Below are 23,877 nucleotides of genomic sequence, written 5' to 3'. Positions count from 1 at the left end.
GCAGGCCAGCCTGAACGCTCGTCATGGTGAAATTCCTTGTGTGTGGTGAGAGACAGGGATTACCAATAGTCCGAAACCAGGGCGATATAAAGCCGCGATGCAAAGGCTATACGAAGGCTTTACGGCCGCGCGTATGATCGATATGCGGTGCTTATTCATTTATGATTCGCCCCCTCTTTTCTCGCTGATCGGGTCACGCCATGAACACCTCCACGACTGTCATACGCCAGGTCACACCGGATGACCTTGATCGCTGTTTCGCCATTGAAACCGAGGCGTATGAAGGCGATGAGGCAGCCACTCGCGAGAAAATCGCCACGCGCATCGACACCTGGCCAGAGGGTTTTATCGTGGCCGAGGTCGACGGTGTCGTGGTCGGGTTTATCAATTCGGGTGCGGCGTATCAGGTGGAAATGGCCGATGAGGCCTTCAAGGAAATGATCGGTCACGACCCGGACGGCCCACAGGTGGTGATCATGTCCGTGGTGGTGCACCCGGACTATCAGGGGCAAGGCCTGGCCAAACAGTTGATGACCGAGTTCATCGAGCGCATGCGGGAGATGGGCAAGATCCGTATCAATCTGATGTGCCGGGAACAACACGTTGCCTGGTACGCCAGTTTTGGCTTTGCCTACCTCAAGGCCTCCGAGTCAGACCATGGCGGCTTGGCCTGGCACGAAATGGCCCTGGACCTGTAAGCCTCCCCGCCGGGGCAATGCGAGGAGGCTCAATACAGACTGTCGCGCAACCTCGCGGGCGCCTCCTGATCATAACGTTCGGCATCGAACCGGCCATCGTTCAGGCGCTTGTGAAAGGCGCCCGCGGTGGGCAGTGCCGAGCGGTCCAGGTACTTCTGCGGGTTCCACAAATCCGAACGCACGATCGCCTTTGAGCAGTGGAAAAACGCCGCTTCCACCGTCACCACCATCACCGTCCGCGCCGGTTTGCCATTCACGGCAAAGCTTTGCAGCAGCTGCGGCTCGGCGCTGATGGTTGCCGTGCCGTTGACCCGCAATGTCTCGCCAATACCCGGAATGATGAACAGCAACGAGATCCGCGAGTCGAGGACGATGTTGCGCAGGGTGTCGATCCGGTTGTTGCCCGGGCGGTCGGGGATCGCCAGGGTCCGCTCGTCAATGATCCGCACGAATCCCGGTGCATCGCCACGGGGTGAACAGTCCATGCCGTGCGGCCCGACCGAGCCGATGATCACCAGTGGCGAGGCCTGCACCATCGCCTGATAGCCGAGGTTCAGGCAGGGGATCTGCTTGTTGACGGCGCGGTCGTGGGGCAGGCCGTAGAGGGCTTCCAGTTGTTCGATGGTCGTGAGCATCGCTTGTATCATCCGTGACAGTGGGCGGGGAGTCAGAAGTCCAGGGTCATGCGCCGCTCATGGCCGATCCGGCCTTTATAGGCATGGCCGCTGTCGACCCAGCCTTGCTTGAGGTAGAGCCCCAGCGCCGCTTCGTTATGGGCATCCACCGACAATTCCAGGCCCTTGATGTCCGGCCAGGCCTGGCGCGCGATCTCCGGCAAGGCTTGCAGGCAGGCAGTGCCATAGCCCTGGCCCTGGCAGCGGTGGTCCACCTGCAGGGCGTGCAGGGTGGCGGTGTCTTCGTGGGCCCAGTCCGGCAGGAACGGTGGGCGCTTGAGCAGCAGGAAGGCGACAGGCCTTTCGTCCGCGATCAGGGCAAAGCCCCTGATGGCGTCGCCCGCGGTCGCGCTGAGCGAGTGCAGGGCACCGTGAATATCCCCGGAGAATGACTTCTGCGCCGGGTGGATCTCGATGTCTTGCACACGCTCGCGCTGGTGGGGCGAAAGCTGTTCATAAGGAACGAGTTGAGTGGTCACCGACGGTGTCCGTATTCCGACAAATGTGAGGTTCGGATTCTAGCCAGTTTGCCGCTTCGAGTTTTTTTTATTTCGGCTGTCGATTTGCTTTTGGGTCAGTCGACTAAGGGTGTCCTCACACAAAACACTCGGAGTTGCGTCATGAATGCACACACAGAAAACACCGATATCCAGAACCTGATCGAGACGTACCGGCAGTTGGTGATCGCCAAGGACATTGACCGGCTCATGGGGCTGTACGCCGACAACATTGTCTCGTTCGATGCCGTCAAGGCGCTGCAGTTCAAGGGCAAGGCGGCCTACCGCGCGCACTGGGAAGAGTGCATGACGATGTGCCCTGGCCCGGACCTCTTCGAGTTTCATCAGGTCAACGTCCTGCGTGCCCAAGACATAGCGTTTGCCCACTGGCTGGCTCACTGCGGCGGTACCGACGACAAGGGTGAGACCAAAGGTTGCTGGATGCGCGTGACCGCCGGTTATCAACGGGTCGGTGAGCACTGGCGAATCGTTCACGAACACTGGTCGGCCCCCTTCGACATGACCAGTGGCGCCGCGTTGTTCGAGTTGCAGCCCTGATCGTCGGGTTTTTCGCCAAACCCTCGATCTGCAGCCATAGTTGATCAGCCTGATGTTGGAGAGCCTTATGAAATACCTATGTCTGGTCTACAGCGACGAGCGCGTGCTGCACAGCTCGCCCGACAGCCCCGAAGACGCCGAGTGCATGGCCTATGCCGAGTCTGTCCAGGGCAGCGGCCGGATGCTCGCCGCCGAGGCGTTGCAGTCCGTGCAGACCGCGACCACGGTGCGCATGCGCGCCGGCAAGTTGTCGATTACCGATGGTCCGTTCGCTGAGACCAAGGAGCAGTTGGCAGGCTTTTATCTGATTCAGGCGAAGGACCTGAACGAAGCCATCCAGGTCGCCGGCAAGATTCCGGCGGCCCGGGTCGGCAGTGTGGAAGTGCGTCCGATACGTGAGTTGAATCCCTGATAACCACGATCAATAACAACGATAAACAGGAGGTTGTTCATGAGTACTCATCACGCTGACCGCCAGCCGGCCGAGTTCGAGTTATCCATCAGTCGCTTGATTGATGCGCCGCGCAATAAGGTGTTCCGCGCCTGGACCGAGCCGCAATGGCTCACCCAGTGGTGGGGGCCGCACGGCATGACCACGCCGGAGTGCGAAATGGACCTGTGGGTCGGCGGTCAATTCCGCACACTGATGCGTGCGCCGGACGGCAGCGAGTACCCGACCAGTGGGGTGTTCCTGGAGATTCATGCGCCCCGGCGACTGGTCTTCACCGATGCGTTCACACCAGGCTGGACGCCCTCGGGTAAACCCTTCATGACCGCTGAAGTGACCTTCGACGACATCGATGGCAAGACCTTGTACACCGCCCGGGCCATGCACTGGAGTGCAGAAGATCGCAAGGCGCATGAGGCCATGGGGTTTCATGACGGTTGGGGGCAGAGCCTGGACCGGCTGGTTACCCTGGTCACCACGGGCATGCCGGACTGATGCCGGGCGAGGCGGTCAAGGCGCTGGTCGAGACGGTATATCGCAACGACTCGCGGCGCATCCTCGCCACCCTGATTCGCTTGCTGGGGGATTTCGACCTGGCCGAAGAGGCGCTGCATGAAGCCTTCTTTGTCGCGGTCGAGCGCTGGCAGCGCGATGGCGTGCCCGACAATCCTCGCGCCTGGCTGGTGTCGACCGGGCGCTTCAAGGCGATTGACGGTTTGCGCCGCCGGGCACGATTTGTCGCCTCGCAGGCGCTGTTGGTGGCGCAGCTCGAAGCGCTGGAAGAGGCCGAGTGGAGTGTCGAAGACGTGGAAGACGATCGCCTGCGGCTGATCTTCACCTGTTGTCACCCGGCCCTGGCAGCCGATGCGCAAGTGCCGTTGACCTTGCGTGAAGTCTGCGACCTGACCACTGAAGAAATCGCCCGGGCGTTTCTCGCCACACCGGCGACCATTGCCCAGCGAATCGTGCGCGCCAAGGCAAAGATTCGCGACGCCGCCATCCCGTATCAAGTGCCGTCCATGGCCGAGTTGCCCGAGCGCCTCGACAGTGTGCTGCGGGTGATCTACCTGGTGTTCAACGAAGGCTATTCGGCGTCGGTAGGCAGTGAGTTGACCCGTGAAGACCTGACCCGCGAGGCGATTCGTCTCGGCCGTTTGTTGATGGAGCTATTACCGGAGCCCGAGGTGATGGGGTTGCTGGCACTGATGCTGCTCAATGAGTCGCGACGTCCGGCCAGGACCTCGGCTGCGGGCGAGTTGATTGTGCTCGATGAGCAGGACCGTTCGCTGTGGGATGCCGACATGATTGCCGAAGGCAGTGCCCTGGTCGAGCGGGCGCTGGGTACCCGGGGGTTCGGGCCTTACTGCCTGCAAGCGGCAATCTCGGCCGTGCATGCCGAAGCGAAGGTGGCCGAGGACACCGACTGGCCACAGATTGTCGGCCTGTACGACGTCTTGTTGCAGGCCATGCCTTCGCCGGTGATCGAGCTCAATCGCGCGGCGGCACTGTCCCGGCGCGATGGACCGTTGGTGGCGCTGAACCTGGTCGAGGGGATATTGAACCGGGGAGAACTGCTCGACTATCACCTGGCCCATTCGGCGCGAGCCGAATTCTGTCGACAATTGGGCCGTGTGGAGGAAGCCAAGGCGGCCTATCGGCGTGCGCTGGAGCTGACTCGGCAAGCGCCGGAGCGACGGTTTATCGAGCGGCGATTGGCGGAGTTGAGTTAGTGGCGAGGGCGCGCACGCCCTCGCCGCAACTCAGGCTTGTTGGCGTGTCGCGGCCAACACGATTTCGCGGATGCACACGTTCTGCGGTTGTGCATAGGCGTATTGAATCGCCGATGCGACGTCTTGCGCGCTTAGCACGGTGCCGCCCATATCCTGCTTCCAGGCGTGGTAGCCGCTCTTGATCGCTTCATCCGTGGTATGGCTCAGCAACTCGGTTTCCACGGCACCCGGTGCGATGGTGATGACCCGCACGTTATGTGGCGAAAGTTCTTCGCGCAGGTTTTCAGAGATCCCGTGCACCGCGAACTTGGTGCCCACGTAGGCCACGTGGTTGGGGAAGGTCTTGCGCCCGGCCACGGAGCTGACATTGATGATCGTGCCATGCTTGCGCTCGACCATGCCGGCCACCACGGCATGAACGCCGTTGAGCAGGCCTTTCACATTGACGTCGAGCATCTGCTCCCACTGTGCCGGATCCTGGGTCGTGATGTCCCCCAGCAGCATGACGCCAGCGTTATTGATCAGGGCGTCGGCTGGGCCGAACTGTGCCTCGGCTTCTTTGACCGCTTGAATCAGGGCCGAACGGTCGGTGATGTCGACGCCACGGCTCAACGTGTCGGGTAGGGCCAGGGCTTCCAGGCGCTCAATGCGTCGGGCCAGTAGCAGCAAAGGGTGGCCGGCTGCCGAAAACAGACGGGCACAGGCTTCGCCAATGCCGGAACTGGCACCGGTGATGATGATCAATGGCTTGCTCATGGAATGGCTCCTGAAATAATAAAAACGGATGGCTGATCTTGGGTCGCAGTATATTTACCAGTTTCAAGGCTGAAAAATGCCTTGTTTCTCTGTCTGCTATCGGAATGCTCTATGGGTATTCGTCACCTCAAGGCGTTTCTCGCGGTCTTCGAGGAGCGCAACATCACCAGCGCGGCGCAGCGGCTGTTCATCAGCCAGCCAACCCTGTCGGTCACCATCAAGCAGCTTGAAGAGGACCTGGGGGCGGCGCTGTTTACTCGTCAGCCGCGCGGTGTGGAGGTCACGGACCAGGCGCGAGTGCTCTATCCGCAGGCACGCCGGATGGTGCTTGAGGCTGACGCTCTGCGGCGCTTGTTTCGTGGTGGTGAAGACCGTGCATCGTTGGAGCTGGGCGTGGAGGGTGATATTGCCGACAGCCAGGTCGAGGGGGTTGTCCGCATGATCCACCAGGCGTTGCCCAATCTGTTGCTGACATTGCAGGAAGGTTGTCAGGGCGATGCGCGACTGGCAGTGGAGGAGCTGTGCTGCGAGGACGAGTTGTTTCTGCCGCTCTGGGAAGAACCCTACGTCATGGCGCTGCCCCTTGGGCATCCCATGGCCCGGCTCGACTCGGGAGCAGATTCCGCCCCCATCGAGAACTGGATCACCTGCCCGCAACACGTTTCCCATCAGCGCTTGATGGCGCTCTACGGGCGCTCGCCGGAAGCGGTGGCCGGGCATGCGGGGTCACTGATGCAGGCGCTGCGCATGGTGGCTGCAGGCGTTGGCGTGGCCATGTTGCCGCAGTCGTTGGTGGATGGGCACCCGCGGGTTGTCACTCGGGCCTTGCACGGGCCGGCGCCGACGCGTCGGGTTGGGCTGTGCTACGTCGCCCAGGCACTTGAATTGCCCACGGTGCGCGTCCTGCACGAGTACTGCCAGACCAACCGGCCGCCCGCTGTCGGGGCAGCTTGAAGGCCTCACTCCAGTATCTTGGCCAGTAACCAGCTCCCCGCCGGCCCCGGTGGATGCAGCCGTGACCAGAGTGCGTGAACCGATACGGATTTTGGCCAGCCGCGCACCTTGAGTTCCTGCACTGTCCCGGCGCCAAAGCGTGCAACCACCCAGCGCGGCAAGGGCGCCCAACCGTAACCCCCCTGCGCCATTTCCAGCAGCATCAGATAGCTGGGGGTTGACCACACCCGTCCCTTGGCGCGGGTTTCGTAGGGGTTGATGATGGTCGCCAGGCGCAGCTCGCGATGTTGCGCAAGGGTTTGCTGGTCGACCGTGTGCAACGCCGCCAGCGGGTGCCGTGGCGATACGAACAAGGCGATCTCCGTGCGTTCGTCGAGGGCCGCGCAGTCCAGGTCGGCGGGGTAGCTGTCCTTCATCTCGGCCAGGGCGATATGCGCGCGGCCACTTTGCACCAGGGCGACCAAGTCATCGCATTCGGCAATCAGGCATTCGAGCTCAAGGTCCGGGTAGCGCTGTTCGAAGCTGCTCAGTGCCGCATCAAACCGATCGGAATGATAGGTATCGGAAAGCGCCACCGTCAGCTTGGCCTCTACACCCTGTGACAGTTGGGCGGCGGTCATTTTCAGGCGGCTGGTGGCTGCCAGGATCTCCTCGGCCCGTTGCAACATGACATGCCCGGCCGACGTCAGGCCGGGTTTGCGGCTGCTGCGGTCGAACAGTTTCACGTTCAGGTCGATTTCCAGGCTGGCGACGGCAGCACTGATGGTGGACTGGCTCTTGCCCAGTTTGCGCGCCGCAGCGGAAAACGAGCCTTGGGTCGCCGCCTGGACGAACGCCAGCAGCACTTCATGGGAGGGCATGAACTATCGCCTTGATCGATGGTTATTGATTATGAAGTATCGTCTTGGTGAGAGATCATGGCAACCACACTTACCAAGGAGCTTGATGATGAGCACCCATAAATCCTTCACTGAACGTGTTTTCCAAGCCATTGGATTCGAAGTGCTCGCGATCATACTGTGTACTCCGCTGCTGGCCTGGCTGATGGACAAACCGATGGTCGACATGGGCGTGGTCACGCTTGGCATTGGCCTGATCGCCCTGGGCTGGAACGTGGTGTTCAACGGCCTGTTCGATCGGCTGCTCAAGCGTCTGGCGCTGGTCCCCAGTGCCGGGACCCGGGTCTTGCACGCACTGATGTTTGAAGGTGGCCTGGTGGCGATCAGTATCCCGCTGATTGCCTGGTGGCTGAAGGTCAGCCTGATGGAAGCGCTGATTCTGGACATCGGGGTACTGCTGTTCTTCCTGCCGTACACCTACATCTACCACTGGGCCTACGACGTGCTGCGTGAGCGGATGGTATTGGCCAGGGCGTAGTTGCCACCCGGTGAAAGAACAGTTGCGGTTGACCAATTGCCGGCCGGGCCGATGGGTGTTCCCATCGGCTCTTTCGGCTGCAGTCGGTGATTGTTCAGAACAACCGGGTGAACAACCAGTACAGACTGCCCGATAACACAATCGCCGCGGGCAGGGTCAGTACCCAGGCCATCAACAGGTTGCGGATGGTCTTCATCTGCAGCCCACCCCCATTGGCCACCATGGTCCCGGCCACCCCCGACGACAGCACATGAGTGGTCGAGACCGGCAGGCCGAACATATCGGCAGCGCCGATGGTCAGCATGGCCACGGTTTCGGCGGAGGCGCCCTGGGCATAGGTCAGGTGCGTTTTGCCGATCTTTTCGCCGACGGTCACCACGATGCGTTTCCAGCCGACCATGGTGCCCAGTCCCAGTGCAATCGCCACGGCGATTTTCACCCACAACGGAATGAAGCGCGTGGCGCTGTCGATCTGTTGCTTGAACAGTTGCAGCTTGCCGGTAGTGTCGGCATCGAAATGGCCGACGTTGTTCTTGTCCATCAGGCGGATGGTTTCGCTGGCCAGGTACATGTCATTGCGCACGTTGCCCATGGCTTCGGCCGGCACCTTGGCCAGCGAGCCGTAGCCCTTCACTTCGTTGCCGATATGACCGGCCAGCGCGGCAAGGGCCGGGACCAGTTCGGGCGTGGCCTGCTTGCTGCGCACGTAATCGGTGAGTGTCGAACGTGGATCGGCGGGGGCGAGTCGTGGCGCACCCTTGACCAGCGCCTGTTGGGTCACCTCGGCCACGGCGGCGAACTGCAACGCTTGATCGGCGGGCATGGTGCGGTTCAGTGCATAGGCCATCGGCAGGGTACCGACCAGAATCAGCATGATCAGGCCCATGCCTTTCTGGCCGTCGTTGGAGCCGTGGGCGAAGGACACGCCGGTGCAGGTCAGGATCAGCATCCCGCGGATCCACCATGGCGGCGGGGCGTTGCCGGTCGGGGCCTGGTACAGGGCGCGGTTCTTGACGAAGGCGCGCAGGGCCAGGAGCAACAGCGCGGCGAACCCGAAGCCGACCAGCGGTGACAGCAGCAACGCATAGCCGATTTTGGTGGCCTGGGCCCAATCGACGCCACTGGTGCCATCGCGCCCGTGCATCAGGGCATTGGCAACGCCGACGCCGATGATCGAGCCGATCAGGGTGTGCGAGGAGGATGCCGGCAGGCCTAGCCACCAGGTGCCGAGGTTCCACAGAATCGCCGCAATCAGCAGGGCGAAGATCATCGCGAACCCGGCCGAGGAGCCGGCTTGCAGAATCAGCTCCACCGGTAGCAGGGCGATGATGCCGAAGGCCACGGCGCCGCTGGACAGCAGCACCCCGAGGAAGTTGAAGAAGCCCGACCAGACCACCGCGAATTGCGGCGGCAGCGAATGGGTGTAGATCACTGTCGCCACGGCGTTGGCGGTGTCGTGGAAACCGTTGACGAACTCAAAGCCCAAGGCAATCAGCAGCGCCACGCCCAGCAGCAAAAACGGGGTCCAGGTGGTCATCGTGGTGCCGACCCGATTGATGTCATGCATCAGGCTGTAGGCCGTGAACAACAGCCCCATGGCCAGCACGGAAAAGAACACCACGACGGTCAGTACGCTGGGTTTTTTATCGACGTTGGGGCTGACGCCGCTAGCAGAAGAGGGGGTGGCGGCAGTCGAGAGGGGAGTAGCCATTGCCGGACAATCCTGTGGAGAGGAGGGGTGTTCGTCATGATCGGCGCTAAACATTGCGCAAACGCTGCGGTGGGTCAGTGTTTTGGATGTTTGCAGATCCGTTGATCCGACCTCCTCTCAACCCCGTGGCGGGCGTGTGCATTGCCGATCAGTGCGGGAGCAATTGTCTTGAACAGATGCATGGTCTTGTCAGGCGTGGGGATGCCAAACACATGCCCCGTGGCGAGCGAGCTTGCTCGCGCTGGGCTGCGCGGCAGCCCCAAAACCGGTCACCGGGATTTATCTGAACGCCTGCAATAGGCGTGTTGAGGGCGCTATGCGCCCTAGCGCGAGCAAGCTCGCTCGCCACGGGACGGCGTTCACGCTTGATTGATCGGTATGAGTGCGTACGCGCACAGTATGGGAGTGGGGCGCCGCTGGCGCTTCGCTTGCCCGCGAAAAGCCCAGGACCACTGGTCGGAGCCGCTCAAGAAATCCACGGCGGCGCCGATGATGCCTAGGCTGGTTTGCGCACCCCGGTGCCCGCCTTATTCCTGTCGTGAGATATCCCTCGATGTTTTTGCAGAAGTCCCTGAGAGCTCAAATCCTTGCACTGCTGAGTGGCAGCCTGTTTGCGATGTTGCTGATCGCGCTGGCCAGCTTTCACTTCCTCTCCAACGGGGTGCAGAACTATCGCAACCTGATCGAAGGCCCGTTGCACACCTCGCAACTGATCGATGAAGCCAACCTGCAGTTCAAGGCGCAGGTGCAGGAGTGGAAAAACGTCCTGCTGCGCGGCAAGCAGCCGGCCGACCTGAACAAGTACTGGAAGCAATTCGAGGACCGTCAGGGCGATGTGCGGAACATCCTCGGCGAGTTGACCCGTCAACCGGCAATCGACACGTCGCTCAAGGCCCGAATCGAACGCTTGCGTGAAGAGCATCGGATGCTGGGCATGGCCTATCAAAAGGGGCGTGACGCATACCTGGCCGCCGGGGGCGATCCGGCAGTGGGTGACAACGCAGTCAAAGGCGTGGACCGCGCGACCAGCGAGCAGATGAGCGAGTTGGTCAATGCGTTGCGCAAGCAGGGTGACGAGCAGTCGAGGCTGATCAGTGCCAACGCCGATCGCACCGTGCTGGCGGGTATTGTGGTGATGCTGCTCTCGGGGCTGTTGATTGGCCTGCTGAGCTTGTGGCTGGTCAACCGCCATCTGGTGGAGCCGATTCGCCGGCTGATCGGCTACGTTGCCGAATTGAGCCAGGGGCGCTTCGCCGAGCGCGTGGCCAGCGATCGTCAGGACGAGTTGGGCCGGTTGGCGGTGGCGGCCAATACCTTGCGCGACTTTCTGGCCGAAACCTTCGGCCGCCTGCAACGCAGCGCCTCGGATCTGGACAGCGCCAGTGGCGAGCTCAACTCCATCGCCACCCTGATGTCCCACGGCACCAGCGAACAGTTCAGCCGCACGGATCAAGTGGCGACGGCGATGAACGAAATGTCGGCCACGGCCCAGGAAGTCGCGCGGCATGCCGCCGATGCGGCGCGGGCGGCCGACGATGCCGACCAGTCGGCCCAGCAGGGCGAAAAGGTGATGCACAATACGATTCATGCGATCACGCAAATGCGCGAGGAAATCGCCAACACAGCGACCGTGATCCGTCGCCTGGAAACCGACAGCGGCCGGATTGGCAAGGTGCTGGAGGTGATTCGCGGTATTGCCGAGCAAACCAATCTGCTGGCGCTCAATGCTGCCATTGAAGCGGCGCGGGCCGGGGAAGCCGGACGCGGGTTTGCCGTGGTGGCCGATGAAGTGCGCAGCCTGGCCCAGCGCACGGCGGCGTCGATCATCGAGATCAATCAGATCATCCAGAGCGTACAAATGGGCGCCGTGGATGCGGCGCAGGCGATTGAAAGCGGTCAGTCGCGCAGTGAGGAGAGTGTCGAGCAAGTGACTGAGGCCGGTGCCATGCTGGAGCGCATCACCGAATCGGTGGAAGCGATTCGCGACATGAACCGCCAGATCGCCACCGCGGCGGAAGAACAGACCTCGGTGGCCGAGGACATTTCGCGCAACCTGACCGAGATCACCAGTATCGCCAGTACCAACCTGGACAACGTGCAGCGTACGGAAGCCGCGAGCAACAACCTGCACGACCTGTCGGGCCAGCTCAATGCTGTGACCGCGCGCCTAAGTGCCTAAGACGTAAAAAAGCCGCACGGCCCTGAGGCGGTGCGGCTGTTGACGTCTGTGGATCAAGTGTCTTGTTTGTTGCTCAGTACTGCGCCCGTCTTGGCGTCCAGTTTTACGTCCCACTTCACGTTCTTGGCGTCACGAATTTCGACTTCGTACACATAGGCACCCGCAGCGGTGTGATCCAGTTCAGTGTCGACGATGTTCGCCGCGGTGCTGCCCGGGTGCTGAGCCAATGCAGCCTGATTGAGCTTTTCCATGTCCATGATGGTGCCGGCCTTGAGCAGGCCCGGGATCAGGTCCGGGCGCACGTCGGCCATGGCGAAACCGGCGGTCAGGGTCAGGGCGGCGGCAGTGAACAGGGTGGTCAACTTCTTCATGGGGGCATTCCTTGGTGAGCTGTTTAAGTGGGGGCAGGTTAACCGGCGCAACTTAATTGATCCTTAATTCCCCCGAGTGGATGTCCAGCAGCAGGATCGTTCCCGCGCGGTACGCGGCAACGATCTTGCACACTAGCAGATGACGACTCAGTAGCCGTTGACCTCAAGCAACTGGGCAACGCTGCCCGTCATCGGGCGCTTGTAGTACTTGAGCAGCTCGCTGGCGCGGTTAGTGAAGATGCCGTCCACACCGGCGTCCATCACCTTCTTGTAATCCACGTCATCGTCGATGGTGTAGACGTGTACCAACAGGCCCTTGTCGTGGGCGTAGCGGTTCATCCATGGCTTCACCAGGTCCGAATAACTCTGATCGCCGAGCTGGGTCAAGGTTGCCGAAGGGCCGGTGCCGATTGCGCCCTGGGCCTTGGCGTAGTCGACCCATTGTTCGAAGGCGGCGTTGTCCTTGGGTTCCTGCCTGGCGTAGTAGGTGGCTTTGTCCTTGTCGCCGGACTCGGCAAAGCTCAGGTTGGACTTCGCGTCGATACCGCCGACGCCGACCCACAGCAGCAGGATCTTCGGCACTTGCGGCATTTCTTTGTGGAGCATTTCCAGGCTGCTCTTGTCGAAGGTCTGCAGGACGACTTTGCCTTTGCCCTGGCCAACGCTCAGTTCACTTTTGGCCAGCTTGGAGCCAATCGGGCTCAGCCAGCCACGGTCTTGCAGCTTGTCCTTGAGGTCGCGCTCGATCCCCGGAAACTGCTTCGGCTCTTTGGTCTCGATGTACAGGCCGGGTTTGTGCAACGGGTTGCCCTGGGCAATGTCGATGACTTCGTCCAGGGTCAGGATTTTCAGGCCCGCGTAGTGGGCGCGTGCACGATCCGGGTAGGCGGTGTTGAACCAGCTGCCGGCGTCCAGGGTCTTGAGTTCGGCGAGGGTGAACGCGTTGGCCGGGCTGTCCTTGCGCTCTGGAAACTTGATGGCGACATCGGTGGTGCGTTGCAGGTTGTCGTCGTGCAGGGCAAACAGCACGCCGTCCTTGCTGCGTTGCAGGTCCAGTTCCAGGTAGTCGGCCCCCAGGTCGCGTGCCAGCTTGTAGGCGGCGGCGGTGGATTCCGGTGCATCGAAGGACGCACCACGGTGGGCGATCACGGCCGGATGCGGGATTCCGTTGGCCGTGGCCAGTGCGGTCGGGCTCTGTTGGCCGGTAGCCTGTGCCTGGCCGAAGCCGAGCATCAGGCTCAGCAGCAGGGCGCTTTGAGTGAAGGTAACAGGCATGGTCGAGGTCCTTTCGTAAGATGCAATTGCAAAAGAGTACCTTTTAACAATTGAGCGCAGGATGTGCTATCGCCAGACCGACATAAACATCCATGAGGGCGATTTTTCCCGCGCATTTGTGCAGTCCTTTGCAGTACGATCCGCTCCAGCCATTTCCCCGCCAGAGGGAAACCCGCAACAATCTTCAGCCCGCCCTGCGTGTAAACCATCGTTCAGCTGTCCTTCGGGACGCACCTGTGAGGTTTACCATGCGCATCACGTCCGAGCTCATCTGCCAGGCCGCCGACCAACTCAACGGTTTCGTCGGCTTCAATCGCAAGACCGCTCACTACATCGTCCGTTTCAGCGAAGACTCGTTCGGCATGGATGTCGCCGACGATGCCATCATCCCGGCCAGCGAGTTCGTCTGGGCGTGCGAAGACGGCCAGACCATGACCCTCAAGCGTGAGTTGATCCGGTTGCTGCTGGAGCAGAATATCGATGACCGGATCAACATCACCGAACCGTTGCGGGTGTACATGCGTCGTGAGGACCTGCCGGAGATCTCGGCGGTGAGGAGTCTGGTGCAGGGCTGAGGGTTTCAAGGCGCCTGAGGCGTGCTGCAACTTACCGCTCGAAGCCGTACGCGCGCTCAACCTTGCACACCCGGGTGTGAAACGCTTCGTACCAGGTCGAGCGTCCTTGCTCGCGGATGGCACTGTGTTCGGCGTGATGCTTCCAGGCGAGGATTGCTGCCTCGCTGGCCCAGTAGGACACGGTGATCCCCAGCCCGTCCTCACCCCGCGCCGACTCCACGCCGAGAAACCCCGGTTGATCGCGGGCCAGGTCGAGCATGCGTTGCGCGGCCTGGCCATAGCCTTGATCCCCAGCGGTGCGCAGCGAAGTGAAGATGACCGCGTAGTAAGGCGCCGCCGGTGTGTTGGCAATCATCAGCGGTGCCTCGCGCAGGCCTGGACCAAGGCGTCGACCAAGGGCACGTGTTTGCCGGCGAGCGCTGCGCGTTCGGGTTGAAACAAGGTCGCGACGAAAAACGGATGATCGTGCAATTCCACGGCTCGCACCTCACCCGCCGCGTCGTGGCCGGTGGCATGCAGGTCCTGATTGAGCAGCGCGCGCTCGAACTCGGGATTGACCCCGTAGCGGCACCGGTAACCTTCCTGAATGTCGTGGCTGACGTAGGCACGGGCGATCAGCGAACCCTCGATCAAGTGAATGCGGTCGACGGCCTCGACCAGTGAACAGGCCAGTGGCGAGAGCACGGCGCGAGCGGCGTCCGGCGAGGTTTCAGCATGCTCGGCATCGGCCCAGCCCAGCACGTTACGGGCGTACTCAAGCACCGCATGCTGAAAACCGCCGCACGTGCCGAGGAACGGCCGGCGTTGTTCACGGGCATATTCAATCGCCCGCAGCGCGCCGTTGGTGTGGCGATAAGGGCTGGCGGGCACGCACCAGAAGCCATCGAAGTCAGTGAAACGGGTACCGGCGTCGATTTGGTCGGTGGCCAGCCAGTGAAACCGAACATCAAGGTCGGCGTGCTGCGCGGCCCGGTTCAGCGCCACAGGAATGGCCTGGTGGGCGATGACGTGTGGGTCGTAGTCACCGATCAGGGCGATGCGCAGGTGAGGGGACGTTTGCATGGAGGCTCCCGAGGCTTGTTGATTCCTGGAGGCCACTATAAATTGGCGTTCACGCAATCAATATTGGCGTTTGCCCAAGTGATCAATGCACCGCTGCACTATCGACTGGACTACCCTGACCTGGCCCTGATTCTGGCGTTGGTGCGCGGCGGCTCCCTGGCCCGGGCGGCGGCACTGTTGAAGGTCGATGTGTCCACGGTGTTTCGTGCGGTGCGGCGCCTGGAAGCCGCGTTGGGCCAGGTGCTGTTCGACAAGAGCCGCGCGGGCTACTTGCCGACCAGCCTGGCCCGAACCCTCGCCGAACAGGCCGAGCGTGCCGAGCAGGCGCTGGAAGCGGCGCGTATCGGGGTGGAGCAGGGCGGTGAAGTCATCAGTGGCACCGTGCGTCTGACCTGTACCGACTCGGTGTTGCATGCCTTGCTGTTGCCTGCCTTGGCGCAGTTCATGCCGTCGTACCCGGCGTTGACCCTGGAGCTGAGTACCTCCAATGATTTCGCCAACCTCAGCCGTCGCGATGCCGATATCGCCTTGCGCCTGACCCGTTCTCCCCCGGAGCATCTGGTAGGGCGGCGATTGGGGGCGGTGTCATACAGGGTGTGCGCCAGTACCGCCTATTTGCAGGCGGTGGATCAGGGTGATTTGTCACGCCTGAGCTGGATCGCGCCGGATGACTTTCTGCCCGACCATCCGACGGTCATCTGGCGTCGTCAGCAACTGCCTGGCGTGATCCCGGGCTATCGCTGCAACAGCATGCTCGCCGTGACCGAGTTGGTGCGCGCCGGGCTGGGTGTGGCAGCGCTGCCGGACTTTCTGATCGATCCCGCGCAAGGCGTGCGACCCCTGAGCGACCCCCTGCAAGGCTACGACACCAGCCTGTGGTTACTGACCCGGCCGGACTGTCGCGCATTGCGTTCGGTGGTGACCTTGTTTGATCAATTGGCGCGGGCCATTCGCTTGCCGCACTGACGCCTTTCACGCGATTGAGGGCGTGAACCGGCCGGCGCTGCTGATTCTGTCGCGGCCATTGCTCTTGGCGCTGTACAGCGCCTTGTCCGCGGCATCCAGCCAGCTGGCGGCATCGGTGAAGTGAGGCTGGCAGGTGGCCAGGCCGATACTCAGGCTGACCCTGAGCCCGGGTATTTGCGGGTGGCGATAATTGCCGAACACTTCACGCAGGCGCTCCATGACCGCGGTGGCATGTTCCAGCGGCAGATCGGGCAGAATCACGCAGAACTCATCCCCTCCATAACGTCCCGCCAGATCGTTTTCCCGCAGGTTGCGTTTTAGCTCGAGGCTGAGTTGACGCAGCACGGTATCGCCAACGATATGCCCGTAGTTGTCATTGATGAGTTTGAAATGATCGATGTCGATCAAGCCAACGGTGGCCTGGGTCTGTTGCTGCTGGCACTGCTGGAACGTGATCTGCAGCAGGTCTTTCCAGGCACCGTGATTGAGCAACCCGGTCAGGCTGTCGGTACGGCTCAAGGCACTGAGGGTGCGTTTGTGCTCGGACAGTTTGATCGCCAATTGATAACAGACCATGCCAACCGCCAGGGGGTAGAGCGTCAGCATCGGCAGGCAGGCGTAAACCTGGAGCTGGCTGACCGTCGGCGAGAAGGCTGCACCGAGCAGCAACCATGAAACCGCTACGCCTGTCAGTTGTGCCAGGCTGCCCTGCACGAGCAGGCGCACGCCACCGGCTGCCACGTTGTTCATCGTCATCATTGACAGGATGGTCACGGTGCTCAGCGGGTTGAACTGCATGCTGGCGGCCCAGAAGCCGCCCAGCAGCGAATCGAACAGCAGATTGTGGCGTTCGGCCTTGTACGGAAACGGCGAGCGTGTCGACAGTAGATATGCAAGGTGTGGCCAGACCACGGCGTTGAACAGCAGCGCGGCCCAGACCCAGGCGGGAACCTGTAGTGGATGGAGTGCCGCTGCTACGCTGAGGGCGCCAATGCTCAGGCCGATGATGCGGGGTTTGTAGATGCGCTTGGCAAACGACAGCCCTTTGCCGCGTTGGTTTTCCATAAGTCCCTGTGCCCGGTTCGCGCTGAAATACTTTGTTGTGTTTTATTCAGGGCGTTCATCCAGCGGATGCCACGCATCAATAGTGTCATTTATTGCACGCGCGTTCATCAACACCCTCGCCAGCCAGTCGCTGGTGGAGGGGGCATCAGTTGTCAGGATAGTCCGGAGTTCAGCGCTGGTAGCAGGCCAGGAACATGTCCAGCGCCGACTCTATGACCTGTGTCTGCATCTTGGGAGATAACGCCGGTTCGTTCATGGAAATCTGCGGCCAAAAGGCGAAGGCCTTGAGCATCCCGTGCATTTGTTGGGCGGCGAAGCCGGGATCGACGGGCTTGAGCTTGCCGTCAGCTTGAGCGGCGCGAATCCAGGCGCTGAGTACTTCTTCACGTTCGCCCATGCGCAAGACCATGTCCCGGACCCGCTCCGGGGTATGAATGGTGGCGGCAATGGCCACGCGTGCCAGATCCAGGAAACTGTTGTCTGCCAGCAGTGTCAATTTACAGTGAAGCAACTGGCTGAGTTGCTCGCGAACCGGCAGGTCGGGGTTGTAGACGGTGTCTTCCTGCGCGGTGACGTTGGTCCACAATCGTTGCAGAATTTCCGCGAACAGCTCTTCTTTACTAGGGAAGTGGTTGTACACGGTGCGCTTGGACACGCCTGCCGTCGCAGCGATCTTGTCCATGCTGGTGATGTCGAAACCGTGGGTGCGGAATTCGGCAATCGCCGCCTGAACGATGGCTTCGCGTTTACGGTCGGTCAGGCGCTGTAGAGCTGTCATAAATACGCTTCGGCAAGGTAAATGGATAATTACACTCCACAGTTTACTTAGTCCCGGCTTTGATGCAATCTTGAAACTACACCGTACAGTGTAATTGTGCGGCAAAAAAAATTAGAGTTTGCGGCTGACGCGTGCGTGCATTGGCCATTTATCGTCCGAAAAGAAAACCCTCAGCCTCATTGGTTTTTCTGGAGTCCCACCAACATGGCCACGTTCTCTTACCAGGCAGATACCGCCAAGGAACTGAAAACCTCCCGACAGGAACAGGGGCGCTATCTCAACCATGCGGTCGTCCATCAACTGGGCTTGCGCAAGAGCTTGCGGGTTTTCTGGAACATGCTGTTCCACAAACCTGCCAATACACGGCCAACGGGTGCCGTGCCGGTTCAGGGGTTGACCCGCCAACAGCTGCTGGACGCCCCCAATCACAGCGTGTTTCGCCTGGGGCATTCCACCGTACTGCTGAAACTGCGCGACAAATTCTGGCTGACCGATCCGGTGTTCGCCGAGCGCGCCTCCCCGGTGCAATGGGCCGGCCCCAAACGGTTCCACCAGCCACCGATCAGCCTCGATGAACTGCCGGAAATCGAAGCGGTGATCCTGTCCCATGACCATTACGATCACCTGGACCATCAGTCCATCTTGAAGCTCGCCGAAAAAACCCGGTACTTCCTCACCCCGTTGGGTGTCGGCGATACCCTGATCAAGTGGGGCATTGATGCCAACAAAGTGCGTCAACTGGATTGGTGGGAGGGCACCCAGGTCGACGGGATTCATTTCATTGCCACCCCTTCGCAACACTTCTCCGGTCGCGGACTGTTCGATGGCAATAGCACGCTCTGGGCTTCCTGGGTGATCATCGACGCCGACCGGCGCATTTTCTTCAGCGGTGATACCGGCTACTTCGACGGCTTCAAGCGAATCGGCGAACAGTTCGGGCCCTTCGACCTGACCTTGATGGAAACCGGAGCCTACAACGTCGACTGGCCACTGATTCACATGCAGCCGGAGCAAACCCTGCAAGCCCACATCGATCTCAAGGGGCGCTGGCTGCTACCCATTCACAACGGCACCTTCGACCTGTCGATGCACGCCTGGTACGAACCCTTCGATCGCATCCTGGCCCTGGCCTGGGAGCGCAATGTCTCCATTGCCACGCCGCAAATGGGTGAGGCTTTCAGCCTGAGTCAACCGCAACGGGGCGAAGCCTGGTGGCTGGAGGTTGAAGGGGAGGTCGAGCCGGTGGTTGTCAGCGGCTAGAGAGGCGGGCGGAAGTCGTTGGTTCTTCCGCCATGGTCAGTGATCAGGCAAAGACCACTTCAATCCGCCCTTCGCGCCTTGATCTCGGCACGGTCTTGACGACGATTTGTATATCGCGGCCAAGACGGGAAAGACATTCCATCATCTTGGCCTCACTGACGCCTCGAAATTTTCCACGGAGCATTTCGGAAAGCTTGGGCTGTGATAATCCCAGGATATCGGCAGCCTGAACCTGGGTCAGGTGACGAGCTTTGATGATTTCGCCGATCTTGGTGGCGAGTTGCGCTTTAACCCGCATTTCGTTGGCGTCGGCCCCACCCAGGTCTTCGTACACATTGCCTGTGCTTTCTTCGATCTCAATCATGTCCTGATCCCTTTGCGTGATTCTGGGCCGCAAGCAGCCTCGTTTTGATCAGTTCGATATCGTACTGGGCGGTTTCGATACCCTTGGTCGATTTCTTCTGAAAGCAGTGGAGAACGTAAATCGCAGTCTTAAAACGAACGGTATATACGGCTCGATACGTATTGGTATTGAAGTCTTCAACGACCTCAAGTACACCCGCGCCACCAAAACCTTTCAATGGTTTCGCTTGAGGATGCTTTGCGCCGTCCTGTGCCAAGTGGAGGGCGAACCCAAAAACGTCCATATGCCTTCAGGCATCTGTTTCAGGTCCTTTTTACTGCTACCGACCCACAAGAGTGGCTTCCCTGTACTCATGTGAAATATACCTATTTAGGGATAATCGTCAAGCCGTGAAACGCGATCACTCAATCATCGCGTAATCCGCGCGTCCCACCGGGTCGGGGGTTGAACCCCGGACACTCATGGCTCTGCCCGGCGCAAAGCCCGGGAAGAACACCAGGCCCTCTGCCTCCAGCCGATAGGCGAGGGCCAGGCGGGTGACGTCGAGCACTTCAGCGCCGGCCTCGAACCGTTGTATCGCTTCAACGCTGACCCCGGCCTCCCTGGACAACGTCTCCAGAGACCAACCCAGCAACGCACGGGCCTGCGTGCTGTGTTTGGGGGTGAACTGGAACAGGGCGATACGTTCCAGGGTAATTTTCATCGCAAGAGCGGCCATGGGTTTTCTCCGGGGTCGAGAGTGGCAAATCAACAAGTACTGTGTTTTTGTACAGTTGTTTTGCGTCCGGATCAAACTCAATTTTTTGATGGGTGGCGTCGCGGCCCCGCGGGGCGGGGGATCGGTGGTGGTGAAGCAATGGGGCTATTGGGTGCTCAGCCCTCCAATCCCGGTACCTCCCGAATGATGAAGTGATCCAGATTCTCGATATCGCCACTGAACACCCCGAACGTCTGCTCGGGGTTTTTCTTGCTCGGCACCTGCTTCAACTCCGGCGTCACACCATAGAAAAAGCAAAACAACTCCCGGTCGCTGTCGATGGCGCTCTTGATCTCCTCCAGGAAGGCTTTGCGCTTGCGGTAGTTCTCGACCAGGCTTTTGCTCAGGTAAACGTTCACCGAGTAGGGCTTCTTGTCGAGCCAGACCTTCTTTTCGAAATCGATGCGGAAACTGGTGTTGTAGTCCTTGATCGCCTTGATCTTGCCCCAGTAAATCAGCCCCTTGTTGTCCTGCAGGTACTCGATCTTCTTGAAGAATGCACCGTAAGACGCCGTGTGCTCGCCGATCTTCAGCGGCATGCGCTTGAGCAGGTCCTTGTTATCGAAGTTCGAAACGAAGCACTCCACGGGATGGGCAAAGACACTGGTCTTGTTCGGTGCCGAATCCTGGGGCGGGTGCTCGATGTGGCGAGCGGGTGAAGGCGTTTCCGACGCAGCCTGTCCCCCATCTGTCGCCGTCGTCGGACTGGACGGCTTACGCACATACTGACGCCGGGTCAGCAGTAACTCCGACGGAAAATGCTCCTCCGGCCCATCGTCCGTTTCCGCACCTTCGGAACCTGATGTCTTGAGGCTGGCATAAGGACAACCCTCAACGTGCCGGGTACTGGGCACGTTCTTGAAGTGCGGCGTCCTGATGTAGTTCACATTCTTGGCATTGAACGTCCCCAGCACACTCGCCTCGCCCAACGCCGCCCGACAGGCATCGTTGGGGCACTGGAAGTGCTCCCGGGCGGAATCGAACGCCATCGTCTCGTCGAAATTCAGGTCGCGCACGTCATAGATCGACAGCTTGGCGTCGAGGCTGAGGCAGTAGGCGAGGTCGAATTTCATGGCGGGCTCGGGTCCTTGAGGGAGGAGGAGATTAATAGCGGGAGGTGGGACGGGTTGCACTGACTGTTTTCAATACACCACAAAATCTGCGGTAAAACACCAAGCCTGTGGGAGTGAGCTTGCTCGCGATTCCGAGCATCAACTCGATCCATATGCCCTGCACTCACTCTGTGGCAACGCAACTTACTGTGGCGAGGGAGCTTGCTCCCGCTGGGCTGCGCAGCAGCCCCAAAACCGGCAAGCGCGGTACATCAGACAGATCAAGGTGTTTGCTCGGCGACTGCTCCGCAGCCGAACGGGAGCAAGCTCCCTCGCCACAAATCTCAAGCAGTCAGTTATTCAGGCTTTAACCGCTCTACCTTCGTATAAAGCGAAGCAGTGAACTCATCCCGGTCGCTCGAATAGTGACAACGCCGATGACAGTTCGGGCACAGCGCCACAGCATTGCTAGGACGATCCGACCCAAGGTCTGCCAAATGCTTAACATGATGAAGCTCAAGAAAGTGCGATCCGTTAGCCTGCTTGAACGGTGCGTCTTGACCACAGCCTTCACAGACGCCATTCGCCTCCTTCAATACCCAAGTTTTAACCAGAGGATCGCGCAAGAACGTGGAGATCGTACCGTTCAACCGTTGTGGTTTATCGATACCTCGCGGGATGCCTATGAACTCTCTCTGCTCAAGCTTTTGAACCTTCGTGTTCAACGTTTGATCATTCGCAGTAGGTGCATAGTCGTCAGGATCGAAAGCACCTTTTGCAATCATCGCTGCTCGTACGCGTTGGGTGACTCCGGCGCCAAGATGTTTAGCGGGCAGATATCCAACAATGTAAGGCAGGCACAAATCATGGAGTACGGTGGAAATATTACGCATTCGATACTCGATGGATACTCTGCTGCGACTCATCAGCACCCCCTCGCGCAAAAGGCGATTCTCGTGGGCCTTATTGAGCTTCTGGTCACTTTTCTCGATCGCCAACATCTTCAAGTAGCCTTCGACTGCAGCTTCCAGTTCCTCGTCGCTCCAGTCATTCTTTTCTTTTTCGATATCCATACAATCGCCGAGGGTTGAATACCTTCGGACGATACTGAGTGGCCATCATGGCTGTCTACGAAATTTCCTACAGGCTGAAGTGTTGCTACCTTCAAAGAGTCAGGCTGTGTCTTTCGGGAGTAATCCCGTAGCCAAGAAAGCAGGCTTTTTATCTCAACCACAAAAAAGCCCTGGGCACATAACATGCTCAGGGCTTTCACAGGTCGTTGACTCAGTAGAGATGAGCCCCAGGAATCAATCCCAGCTCAAAGCCCCACCTGTCTGATACTCAATAACCCGAGTCTCAAAGAAGTTCTTCTCTTTCTTCAAGTCCATGATCTCGCTCATCCACGGGAACGGGTTGGTCGTCCCTGGGTATTCTTCCTTCAGGCCGATCTGCGACAGGCGACGGTTGGCGATGAACTTGAGGTAGTCCTCCATCATCGCAGCGTTCATGCCCAGTACGCCGCGAGGCATGGTGTCGCGGGCGTATTCGATTTCCAGCTGGGTGCCTTGCAGGATCATCTGCGAGGCTTCTTCCTTCATTTCGGCGTCCCACAGGTGCGGGTTTTCGATCTTGATCTGGTTGATCACGTCGATGCCGAAGTTCAGGTGCATGGATTCGTCGCGCAGGATGTACTGGAACTGCTCGGCGACGCCGGTCATTTTGTTGCGGCGGCCCATGGAGAGGATCTGGGTGAAGCCGCAGTAGAAGAAGATGCCTTCCAGAACGCAGTAGTAGGCGATCAGGTTGCGCAGCAACTCCTTGTCGGTTTCGACGGTGCCGGTTTCGAACTTCGGATCGGAGATCGAACGGGTGTACTTCAGGCCCCAGGTGGCTTTTTTAGCGACCGACGGGATCTCGTGGTACATGTTGAAGATCTCGCCTTCATCCATGGCCAGCGATTCGATGCAGTACTGGTAGGCGTGGGTGTGGATCGCCTCTTCGAACGCCTGGCGCAGGATGTACTGGCGGCATTCCGGGTTGGTGATCAGGCGGTACACGGCCAGTACCAGGTTGTTGGCAACCAGGGAGTCGGCGGTGGAGAAGAAGCCCAGGTTGCGCATCACGATGCGGCGCTCGTCGTCGGTCAGGCCTTCCGGGTTTTTCCAGAGGGCGATGTCGGCGGTCATGTTGACTTCTTGCGGCATCCAGTGGTTTGCGCAACCGTCCAGGTACTTCTGCCAGGCCCAGTCGTACTTGAACGGGACGAGTTGGTTGAGGTCGGCGCGGCAGTTGATCATGCGCTTCTCGTCGACCGCAACGCGGGCGGAGGCACCTTCGAGTTCGGCCAGGCCTTCGGCGATGTCGAGTTTGTCGAGGGCGGCCTTGGCGCGAATGATCGCGGCCGAGTCGGTGGCGGTTACGGCGCGCGCTTCAAGCGCTGCAGCACCACCGGCGCTGTCGAGGCGGTCCATGTTGGCTTCTGTAGCGTGGCCAGCATTGGCGCCCTTGGCGACAACTTCGCCGTCTTCTTTGTCGAATTCGTCCCAGCTCAGCATGACGTGTCGTCTCCTGCGTGAGGGCCAGATGCCCGTGTGAAAACTCTGATGGTCGGTTATTCACACGGCGTGGTGGCCGCGGTGGATCTAAAGGAATCGTTTTGTTGCAGCAGAACGCAGGCAAAAAACAGAAATGTCTACGGGTGTCCTGAAGTCGCTGAAGGGCGGAATCGACAGGGTCAGTTCCGGTGGTGGCTTCAGCGTGGCTTTCACTC

General features: G+C 60.2%; 27 protein-coding genes and 1 pseudogene. 11 read left to right on the top strand and 17 right to left on the bottom strand.

Translation table 11 applies throughout. From position 1 onward, the window contains the following. Positions 1-200 precede the first annotated feature (200 nt). Positions 201-698 (top strand): GNAT family N-acetyltransferase, encoded by a 498-nt coding sequence (locus CKW25_RS07155; protein ID WP_095078486.1) that lies wholly within the window; start codon positions 201-203, stop codon positions 696-698. Between the two features lie 29 nt (positions 699-727). On the opposite strand, the gene CKW25_RS07150 is transcribed toward CKW25_RS07155, so the two are convergent. Then, entirely contained in the window at positions 728-1,333 is a 606-nt protein-coding gene (locus tag CKW25_RS07150; RefSeq protein WP_095078485.1) for a pyridoxamine 5'-phosphate oxidase family protein, read from the bottom strand. Between the two features lie 32 nt (positions 1,334-1,365). Continuing rightward, complete coding sequence (locus CKW25_RS07145; protein WP_095078484.1) at positions 1,366-1,851, bottom strand: N-acetyltransferase; 486 nt, start codon at positions 1,849-1,851, stop codon at positions 1,366-1,368. Between the two features lie 141 nt (positions 1,852-1,992). On the opposite strand from CKW25_RS07145, the gene CKW25_RS07140 reads away from it, so the two are divergent. From CKW25_RS07140 to CKW25_RS07125, 4 genes are all read left to right on the top strand, one after another. Beyond that, positions 1,993-2,427 (top strand): nuclear transport factor 2 family protein, encoded by a 435-nt coding sequence (locus CKW25_RS07140; RefSeq protein ID WP_095078483.1) that lies wholly within the window; start codon positions 1,993-1,995, stop codon positions 2,425-2,427. A gap of 67 nt (positions 2,428-2,494) precedes the next feature. Continuing rightward, positions 2,495-2,839 carry a YciI family protein gene (locus tag CKW25_RS07135; RefSeq protein ID WP_095078482.1) on the top strand — a complete coding sequence of 115 codons (345 nt, stop codon included), beginning with the start codon at positions 2,495-2,497 and terminating at the stop codon, positions 2,837-2,839. A 39-nt stretch (positions 2,840-2,878) separates the two neighbouring features. Then, complete coding sequence (locus CKW25_RS07130; RefSeq protein WP_095078481.1) at positions 2,879-3,370, top strand: SRPBCC family protein; 492 nt, start codon at positions 2,879-2,881, stop codon at positions 3,368-3,370. Then, entirely contained in the window at positions 3,370-4,605 is a 1,236-nt protein-coding gene (locus tag CKW25_RS07125; RefSeq protein ID WP_095078480.1) for an RNA polymerase sigma factor, read from the top strand. Before CKW25_RS07130 ends, CKW25_RS07125 begins: the two co-directional genes overlap by 1 nt. 30 nt (positions 4,606-4,635) lie before the next feature. Here the strand turns inward: CKW25_RS07125 and CKW25_RS07120 are convergent, their stop codons facing one another. Further along, positions 4,636-5,361: an SDR family oxidoreductase gene (locus tag CKW25_RS07120; protein ID WP_095078479.1), complete on the bottom strand. Its 726-nt coding sequence runs from the start codon at positions 5,359-5,361 to the stop codon at positions 4,636-4,638. A 111-nt stretch (positions 5,362-5,472) separates the two neighbouring features. On the opposite strand from CKW25_RS07120, the gene CKW25_RS07115 reads away from it, so the two are divergent. Continuing rightward, a complete protein-coding gene (locus CKW25_RS07115) occupies positions 5,473-6,315 on the top strand; it encodes a LysR family transcriptional regulator (RefSeq protein WP_095078478.1) in 843 nt (280 codons plus the stop codon). A 5-nt stretch (positions 6,316-6,320) separates the two neighbouring features. Here the strand turns inward: CKW25_RS07115 and CKW25_RS07110 are convergent, their stop codons facing one another. Then, positions 6,321-7,175, bottom strand: a complete 855-nt coding sequence (locus CKW25_RS07110) for a LysR family transcriptional regulator (protein ID WP_095078477.1) — start codon at positions 7,173-7,175, stop codon at positions 6,321-6,323. A gap of 88 nt (positions 7,176-7,263) precedes the next feature. Between CKW25_RS07110 and CKW25_RS07105 the strand changes: the two genes are divergently transcribed. Then, complete coding sequence (locus tag CKW25_RS07105; protein ID WP_095078476.1) at positions 7,264-7,692, top strand: multidrug/biocide efflux PACE transporter; 429 nt, start codon at positions 7,264-7,266, stop codon at positions 7,690-7,692. Positions 7,693-7,786: 94 nt separating this feature from the next. Here the strand turns inward: CKW25_RS07105 and CKW25_RS07100 are convergent, their stop codons facing one another. After that, entirely contained in the window at positions 7,787-9,403 is a 1,617-nt protein-coding gene (locus tag CKW25_RS07100) for an inorganic phosphate transporter (protein ID WP_095078475.1), read from the bottom strand. Positions 9,404-9,956: 553 nt separating this feature from the next. Between CKW25_RS07100 and CKW25_RS07095 the strand changes: the two genes are divergently transcribed. After that, positions 9,957-11,582 carry a methyl-accepting chemotaxis protein gene (locus tag CKW25_RS07095; protein ID WP_095078474.1) on the top strand — a complete coding sequence of 542 codons (1,626 nt, stop codon included), beginning with the start codon at positions 9,957-9,959 and terminating at the stop codon, positions 11,580-11,582. Positions 11,583-11,635: 53 nt separating this feature from the next. On the opposite strand, the gene CKW25_RS07090 is transcribed toward CKW25_RS07095, so the two are convergent. Together CKW25_RS07090 and CKW25_RS07085 are read right to left on the bottom strand one after the other, a co-directional pair. Beyond that, positions 11,636-11,953 (bottom strand): PepSY domain-containing protein, encoded by a 318-nt coding sequence (locus CKW25_RS07090; RefSeq protein WP_095078473.1) that lies wholly within the window; start codon positions 11,951-11,953, stop codon positions 11,636-11,638. A 147-nt stretch (positions 11,954-12,100) separates the two neighbouring features. After that, positions 12,101-13,228, bottom strand: coding sequence for a glycerophosphodiester phosphodiesterase (locus tag CKW25_RS07085; RefSeq protein WP_095078472.1), 1,128 nt, complete (start codon positions 13,226-13,228; stop codon positions 12,101-12,103). A 248-nt stretch (positions 13,229-13,476) separates the two neighbouring features. Between CKW25_RS07085 and CKW25_RS07080 the strand changes: the two genes are divergently transcribed. Beyond that, positions 13,477-13,803 carry a DUF2025 family protein gene (locus CKW25_RS07080; RefSeq protein ID WP_095078471.1) on the top strand — a complete coding sequence of 109 codons (327 nt, stop codon included), beginning with the start codon at positions 13,477-13,479 and terminating at the stop codon, positions 13,801-13,803. 31 nt (positions 13,804-13,834) lie between these two features. On the opposite strand, the gene CKW25_RS07075 is transcribed toward CKW25_RS07080, so the two are convergent. Beyond that, on the bottom strand, positions 13,835-14,158 hold the full coding sequence (locus CKW25_RS07075; protein ID WP_095078470.1) for an antibiotic biosynthesis monooxygenase: 324 nt from the start codon (positions 14,156-14,158) through the stop codon (positions 13,835-13,837). Continuing rightward, the gene (locus CKW25_RS07070; protein WP_095078469.1) at positions 14,158-14,865 is read right to left on the bottom strand and encodes a CTP synthase; all 708 of its coding nucleotides are present in this window, start codon (positions 14,863-14,865) and stop codon (positions 14,158-14,160) included. Before CKW25_RS07070 ends, CKW25_RS07075 begins: the two co-directional genes overlap by 1 nt. 15 nt (positions 14,866-14,880) lie before the next feature. Between CKW25_RS07070 and CKW25_RS07065 the strand changes: the two genes are divergently transcribed. After that, entirely contained in the window at positions 14,881-15,831 is a 951-nt protein-coding gene (locus CKW25_RS07065) for a LysR family transcriptional regulator (RefSeq protein ID WP_095078468.1), read from the top strand. A 6-nt stretch (positions 15,832-15,837) separates the two neighbouring features. On the opposite strand, the gene CKW25_RS07060 is transcribed toward CKW25_RS07065, so the two are convergent. After that, a complete protein-coding gene (locus CKW25_RS07060; protein ID WP_095078467.1) occupies positions 15,838-16,896 on the bottom strand; it encodes a diguanylate cyclase in 1,059 nt (352 codons plus the stop codon). Positions 16,897-17,065: 169 nt separating this feature from the next. After that, positions 17,066-17,674 (bottom strand): TetR/AcrR family transcriptional regulator, encoded by a 609-nt coding sequence (locus CKW25_RS07055; protein ID WP_095078466.1) that lies wholly within the window; start codon positions 17,672-17,674, stop codon positions 17,066-17,068. Between the two features lie 204 nt (positions 17,675-17,878). Between CKW25_RS07055 and CKW25_RS07050 the strand changes: the two genes are divergently transcribed. Next, positions 17,879-18,934, top strand: coding sequence for an MBL fold metallo-hydrolase (locus CKW25_RS07050; protein WP_095078465.1), 1,056 nt, complete (start codon positions 17,879-17,881; stop codon positions 18,932-18,934). A gap of 43 nt (positions 18,935-18,977) precedes the next feature. Here CKW25_RS07050 and CKW25_RS07045 read toward each other — a convergent pair whose 3' ends face one another. From CKW25_RS07045 to CKW25_RS07015, 6 genes and pseudogenes are all read right to left on the bottom strand, one after another. After that, the gene (locus CKW25_RS07045) at positions 18,978-19,298 is read right to left on the bottom strand and encodes a helix-turn-helix domain-containing protein (RefSeq protein WP_095078464.1); all 321 of its coding nucleotides are present in this window, start codon (positions 19,296-19,298) and stop codon (positions 18,978-18,980) included. After that, positions 19,291-19,595 (bottom strand): annotated as a pseudogene (locus CKW25_RS07040) (type II toxin-antitoxin system RelE/ParE family toxin). Before CKW25_RS07040 ends, CKW25_RS07045 begins: the two are co-directional and overlap by 8 nt. Positions 19,596-19,698: 103 nt before the next feature. Further along, complete coding sequence (locus tag CKW25_RS07035; protein WP_095078462.1) at positions 19,699-20,016, bottom strand: helix-turn-helix transcriptional regulator; 318 nt, start codon at positions 20,014-20,016, stop codon at positions 19,699-19,701. A gap of 155 nt (positions 20,017-20,171) precedes the next feature. Beyond that, the gene (locus tag CKW25_RS07030) at positions 20,172-21,128 is read right to left on the bottom strand and encodes a hypothetical protein (protein ID WP_095078461.1); all 957 of its coding nucleotides are present in this window, start codon (positions 21,126-21,128) and stop codon (positions 20,172-20,174) included. A gap of 335 nt (positions 21,129-21,463) precedes the next feature. Next, positions 21,464-22,180 carry an HNH endonuclease signature motif containing protein gene (locus CKW25_RS07020; protein ID WP_095078459.1) on the bottom strand — a complete coding sequence of 239 codons (717 nt, stop codon included), beginning with the start codon at positions 22,178-22,180 and terminating at the stop codon, positions 21,464-21,466. 234 nt (positions 22,181-22,414) lie between these two features. Then, entirely contained in the window at positions 22,415-23,662 is a 1,248-nt protein-coding gene (locus CKW25_RS07015; protein ID WP_027619933.1) for a ribonucleotide-diphosphate reductase subunit beta, read from the bottom strand. Between the last annotated feature and the right edge of the window lie 215 nt (positions 23,663-23,877).

The organism is Pseudomonas sp. Irchel s3h17 (assembly GCF_900187505.1).
GTDB lineage: Bacteria > Pseudomonadota > Gammaproteobacteria > Pseudomonadales > Pseudomonadaceae > Aquipseudomonas.
This window is presented reverse-complemented; position numbering and strand designations above follow the sequence as displayed.

Bases quoted from the DNA above. Each gene is read 5' to 3' on its own strand.
- CKW25_RS07155 (WP_095078486.1), top strand. From the start codon at position 201: ATGAACACCTCCACGACTGTCATACGCCAGGTCACACCGGATGACCTT.
- CKW25_RS07150 (WP_095078485.1), bottom strand. From the start codon at position 1,333: ATGCTCACGACCATCGAACAACTGGAAGCCCTCTACGGCCTGCCCCAC.
- CKW25_RS07140 (WP_095078483.1), top strand. From the start codon at position 1,993: ATGAATGCACACACAGAAAACACCGATATCCAGAACCTGATCGAGACG.
- CKW25_RS07135 (WP_095078482.1), top strand. From the start codon at position 2,495: ATGAAATACCTATGTCTGGTCTACAGCGACGAGCGCGTGCTGCACAGC.
- CKW25_RS07130 (WP_095078481.1), top strand. From the start codon at position 2,879: ATGAGTACTCATCACGCTGACCGCCAGCCGGCCGAGTTCGAGTTATCC.
- CKW25_RS07125 (WP_095078480.1), top strand. From the start codon at position 3,370: ATGCCGGGCGAGGCGGTCAAGGCGCTGGTCGAGACGGTATATCGCAAC.
- CKW25_RS07120 (WP_095078479.1), bottom strand. From the start codon at position 5,361: ATGAGCAAGCCATTGATCATCATCACCGGTGCCAGTTCCGGCATTGGC.
- CKW25_RS07115 (WP_095078478.1), top strand. From the start codon at position 5,473: ATGGGTATTCGTCACCTCAAGGCGTTTCTCGCGGTCTTCGAGGAGCGC.
- CKW25_RS07110 (WP_095078477.1), bottom strand. From the start codon at position 7,175: ATGCCCTCCCATGAAGTGCTGCTGGCGTTCGTCCAGGCGGCGACCCAA.
- CKW25_RS07105 (WP_095078476.1), top strand. From the start codon at position 7,264: ATGAGCACCCATAAATCCTTCACTGAACGTGTTTTCCAAGCCATTGGA.
- CKW25_RS07100 (WP_095078475.1), bottom strand. From the start codon at position 9,403: ATGGCTACTCCCCTCTCGACTGCCGCCACCCCCTCTTCTGCTAGCGGC.
- CKW25_RS07095 (WP_095078474.1), top strand. From the start codon at position 9,957: ATGTTTTTGCAGAAGTCCCTGAGAGCTCAAATCCTTGCACTGCTGAGT.
- CKW25_RS07090 (WP_095078473.1), bottom strand. From the start codon at position 11,953: ATGAAGAAGTTGACCACCCTGTTCACTGCCGCCGCCCTGACCCTGACC.
- CKW25_RS07085 (WP_095078472.1), bottom strand. From the start codon at position 13,228: ATGCCTGTTACCTTCACTCAAAGCGCCCTGCTGCTGAGCCTGATGCTC.
- CKW25_RS07080 (WP_095078471.1), top strand. From the start codon at position 13,477: ATGCGCATCACGTCCGAGCTCATCTGCCAGGCCGCCGACCAACTCAAC.
- CKW25_RS07075 (WP_095078470.1), bottom strand. From the start codon at position 14,158: ATGATTGCCAACACACCGGCGGCGCCTTACTACGCGGTCATCTTCACT.
- CKW25_RS07070 (WP_095078469.1), bottom strand. From the start codon at position 14,865: ATGCAAACGTCCCCTCACCTGCGCATCGCCCTGATCGGTGACTACGAC.
- CKW25_RS07060 (WP_095078467.1), bottom strand. From the start codon at position 16,896: ATGGAAAACCAACGCGGCAAAGGGCTGTCGTTTGCCAAGCGCATCTAC.
- CKW25_RS07055 (WP_095078466.1), bottom strand. From the start codon at position 17,674: ATGACAGCTCTACAGCGCCTGACCGACCGTAAACGCGAAGCCATCGTT.
- CKW25_RS07050 (WP_095078465.1), top strand. From the start codon at position 17,879: ATGGCCACGTTCTCTTACCAGGCAGATACCGCCAAGGAACTGAAAACC.
- CKW25_RS07045 (WP_095078464.1), bottom strand. From the start codon at position 19,298: ATGATTGAGATCGAAGAAAGCACAGGCAATGTGTACGAAGACCTGGGT.
- CKW25_RS07035 (WP_095078462.1), bottom strand. From the start codon at position 20,016: ATGGCCGCTCTTGCGATGAAAATTACCCTGGAACGTATCGCCCTGTTC.
- CKW25_RS07030 (WP_095078461.1), bottom strand. From the start codon at position 21,128: ATGAAATTCGACCTCGCCTACTGCCTCAGCCTCGACGCCAAGCTGTCG.
- CKW25_RS07020 (WP_095078459.1), bottom strand. From the start codon at position 22,180: ATGGATATCGAAAAAGAAAAGAATGACTGGAGCGACGAGGAACTGGAA.
- CKW25_RS07015 (WP_027619933.1), bottom strand. From the start codon at position 23,662: ATGCTGAGCTGGGACGAATTCGACAAAGAAGACGGCGAAGTTGTCGCC.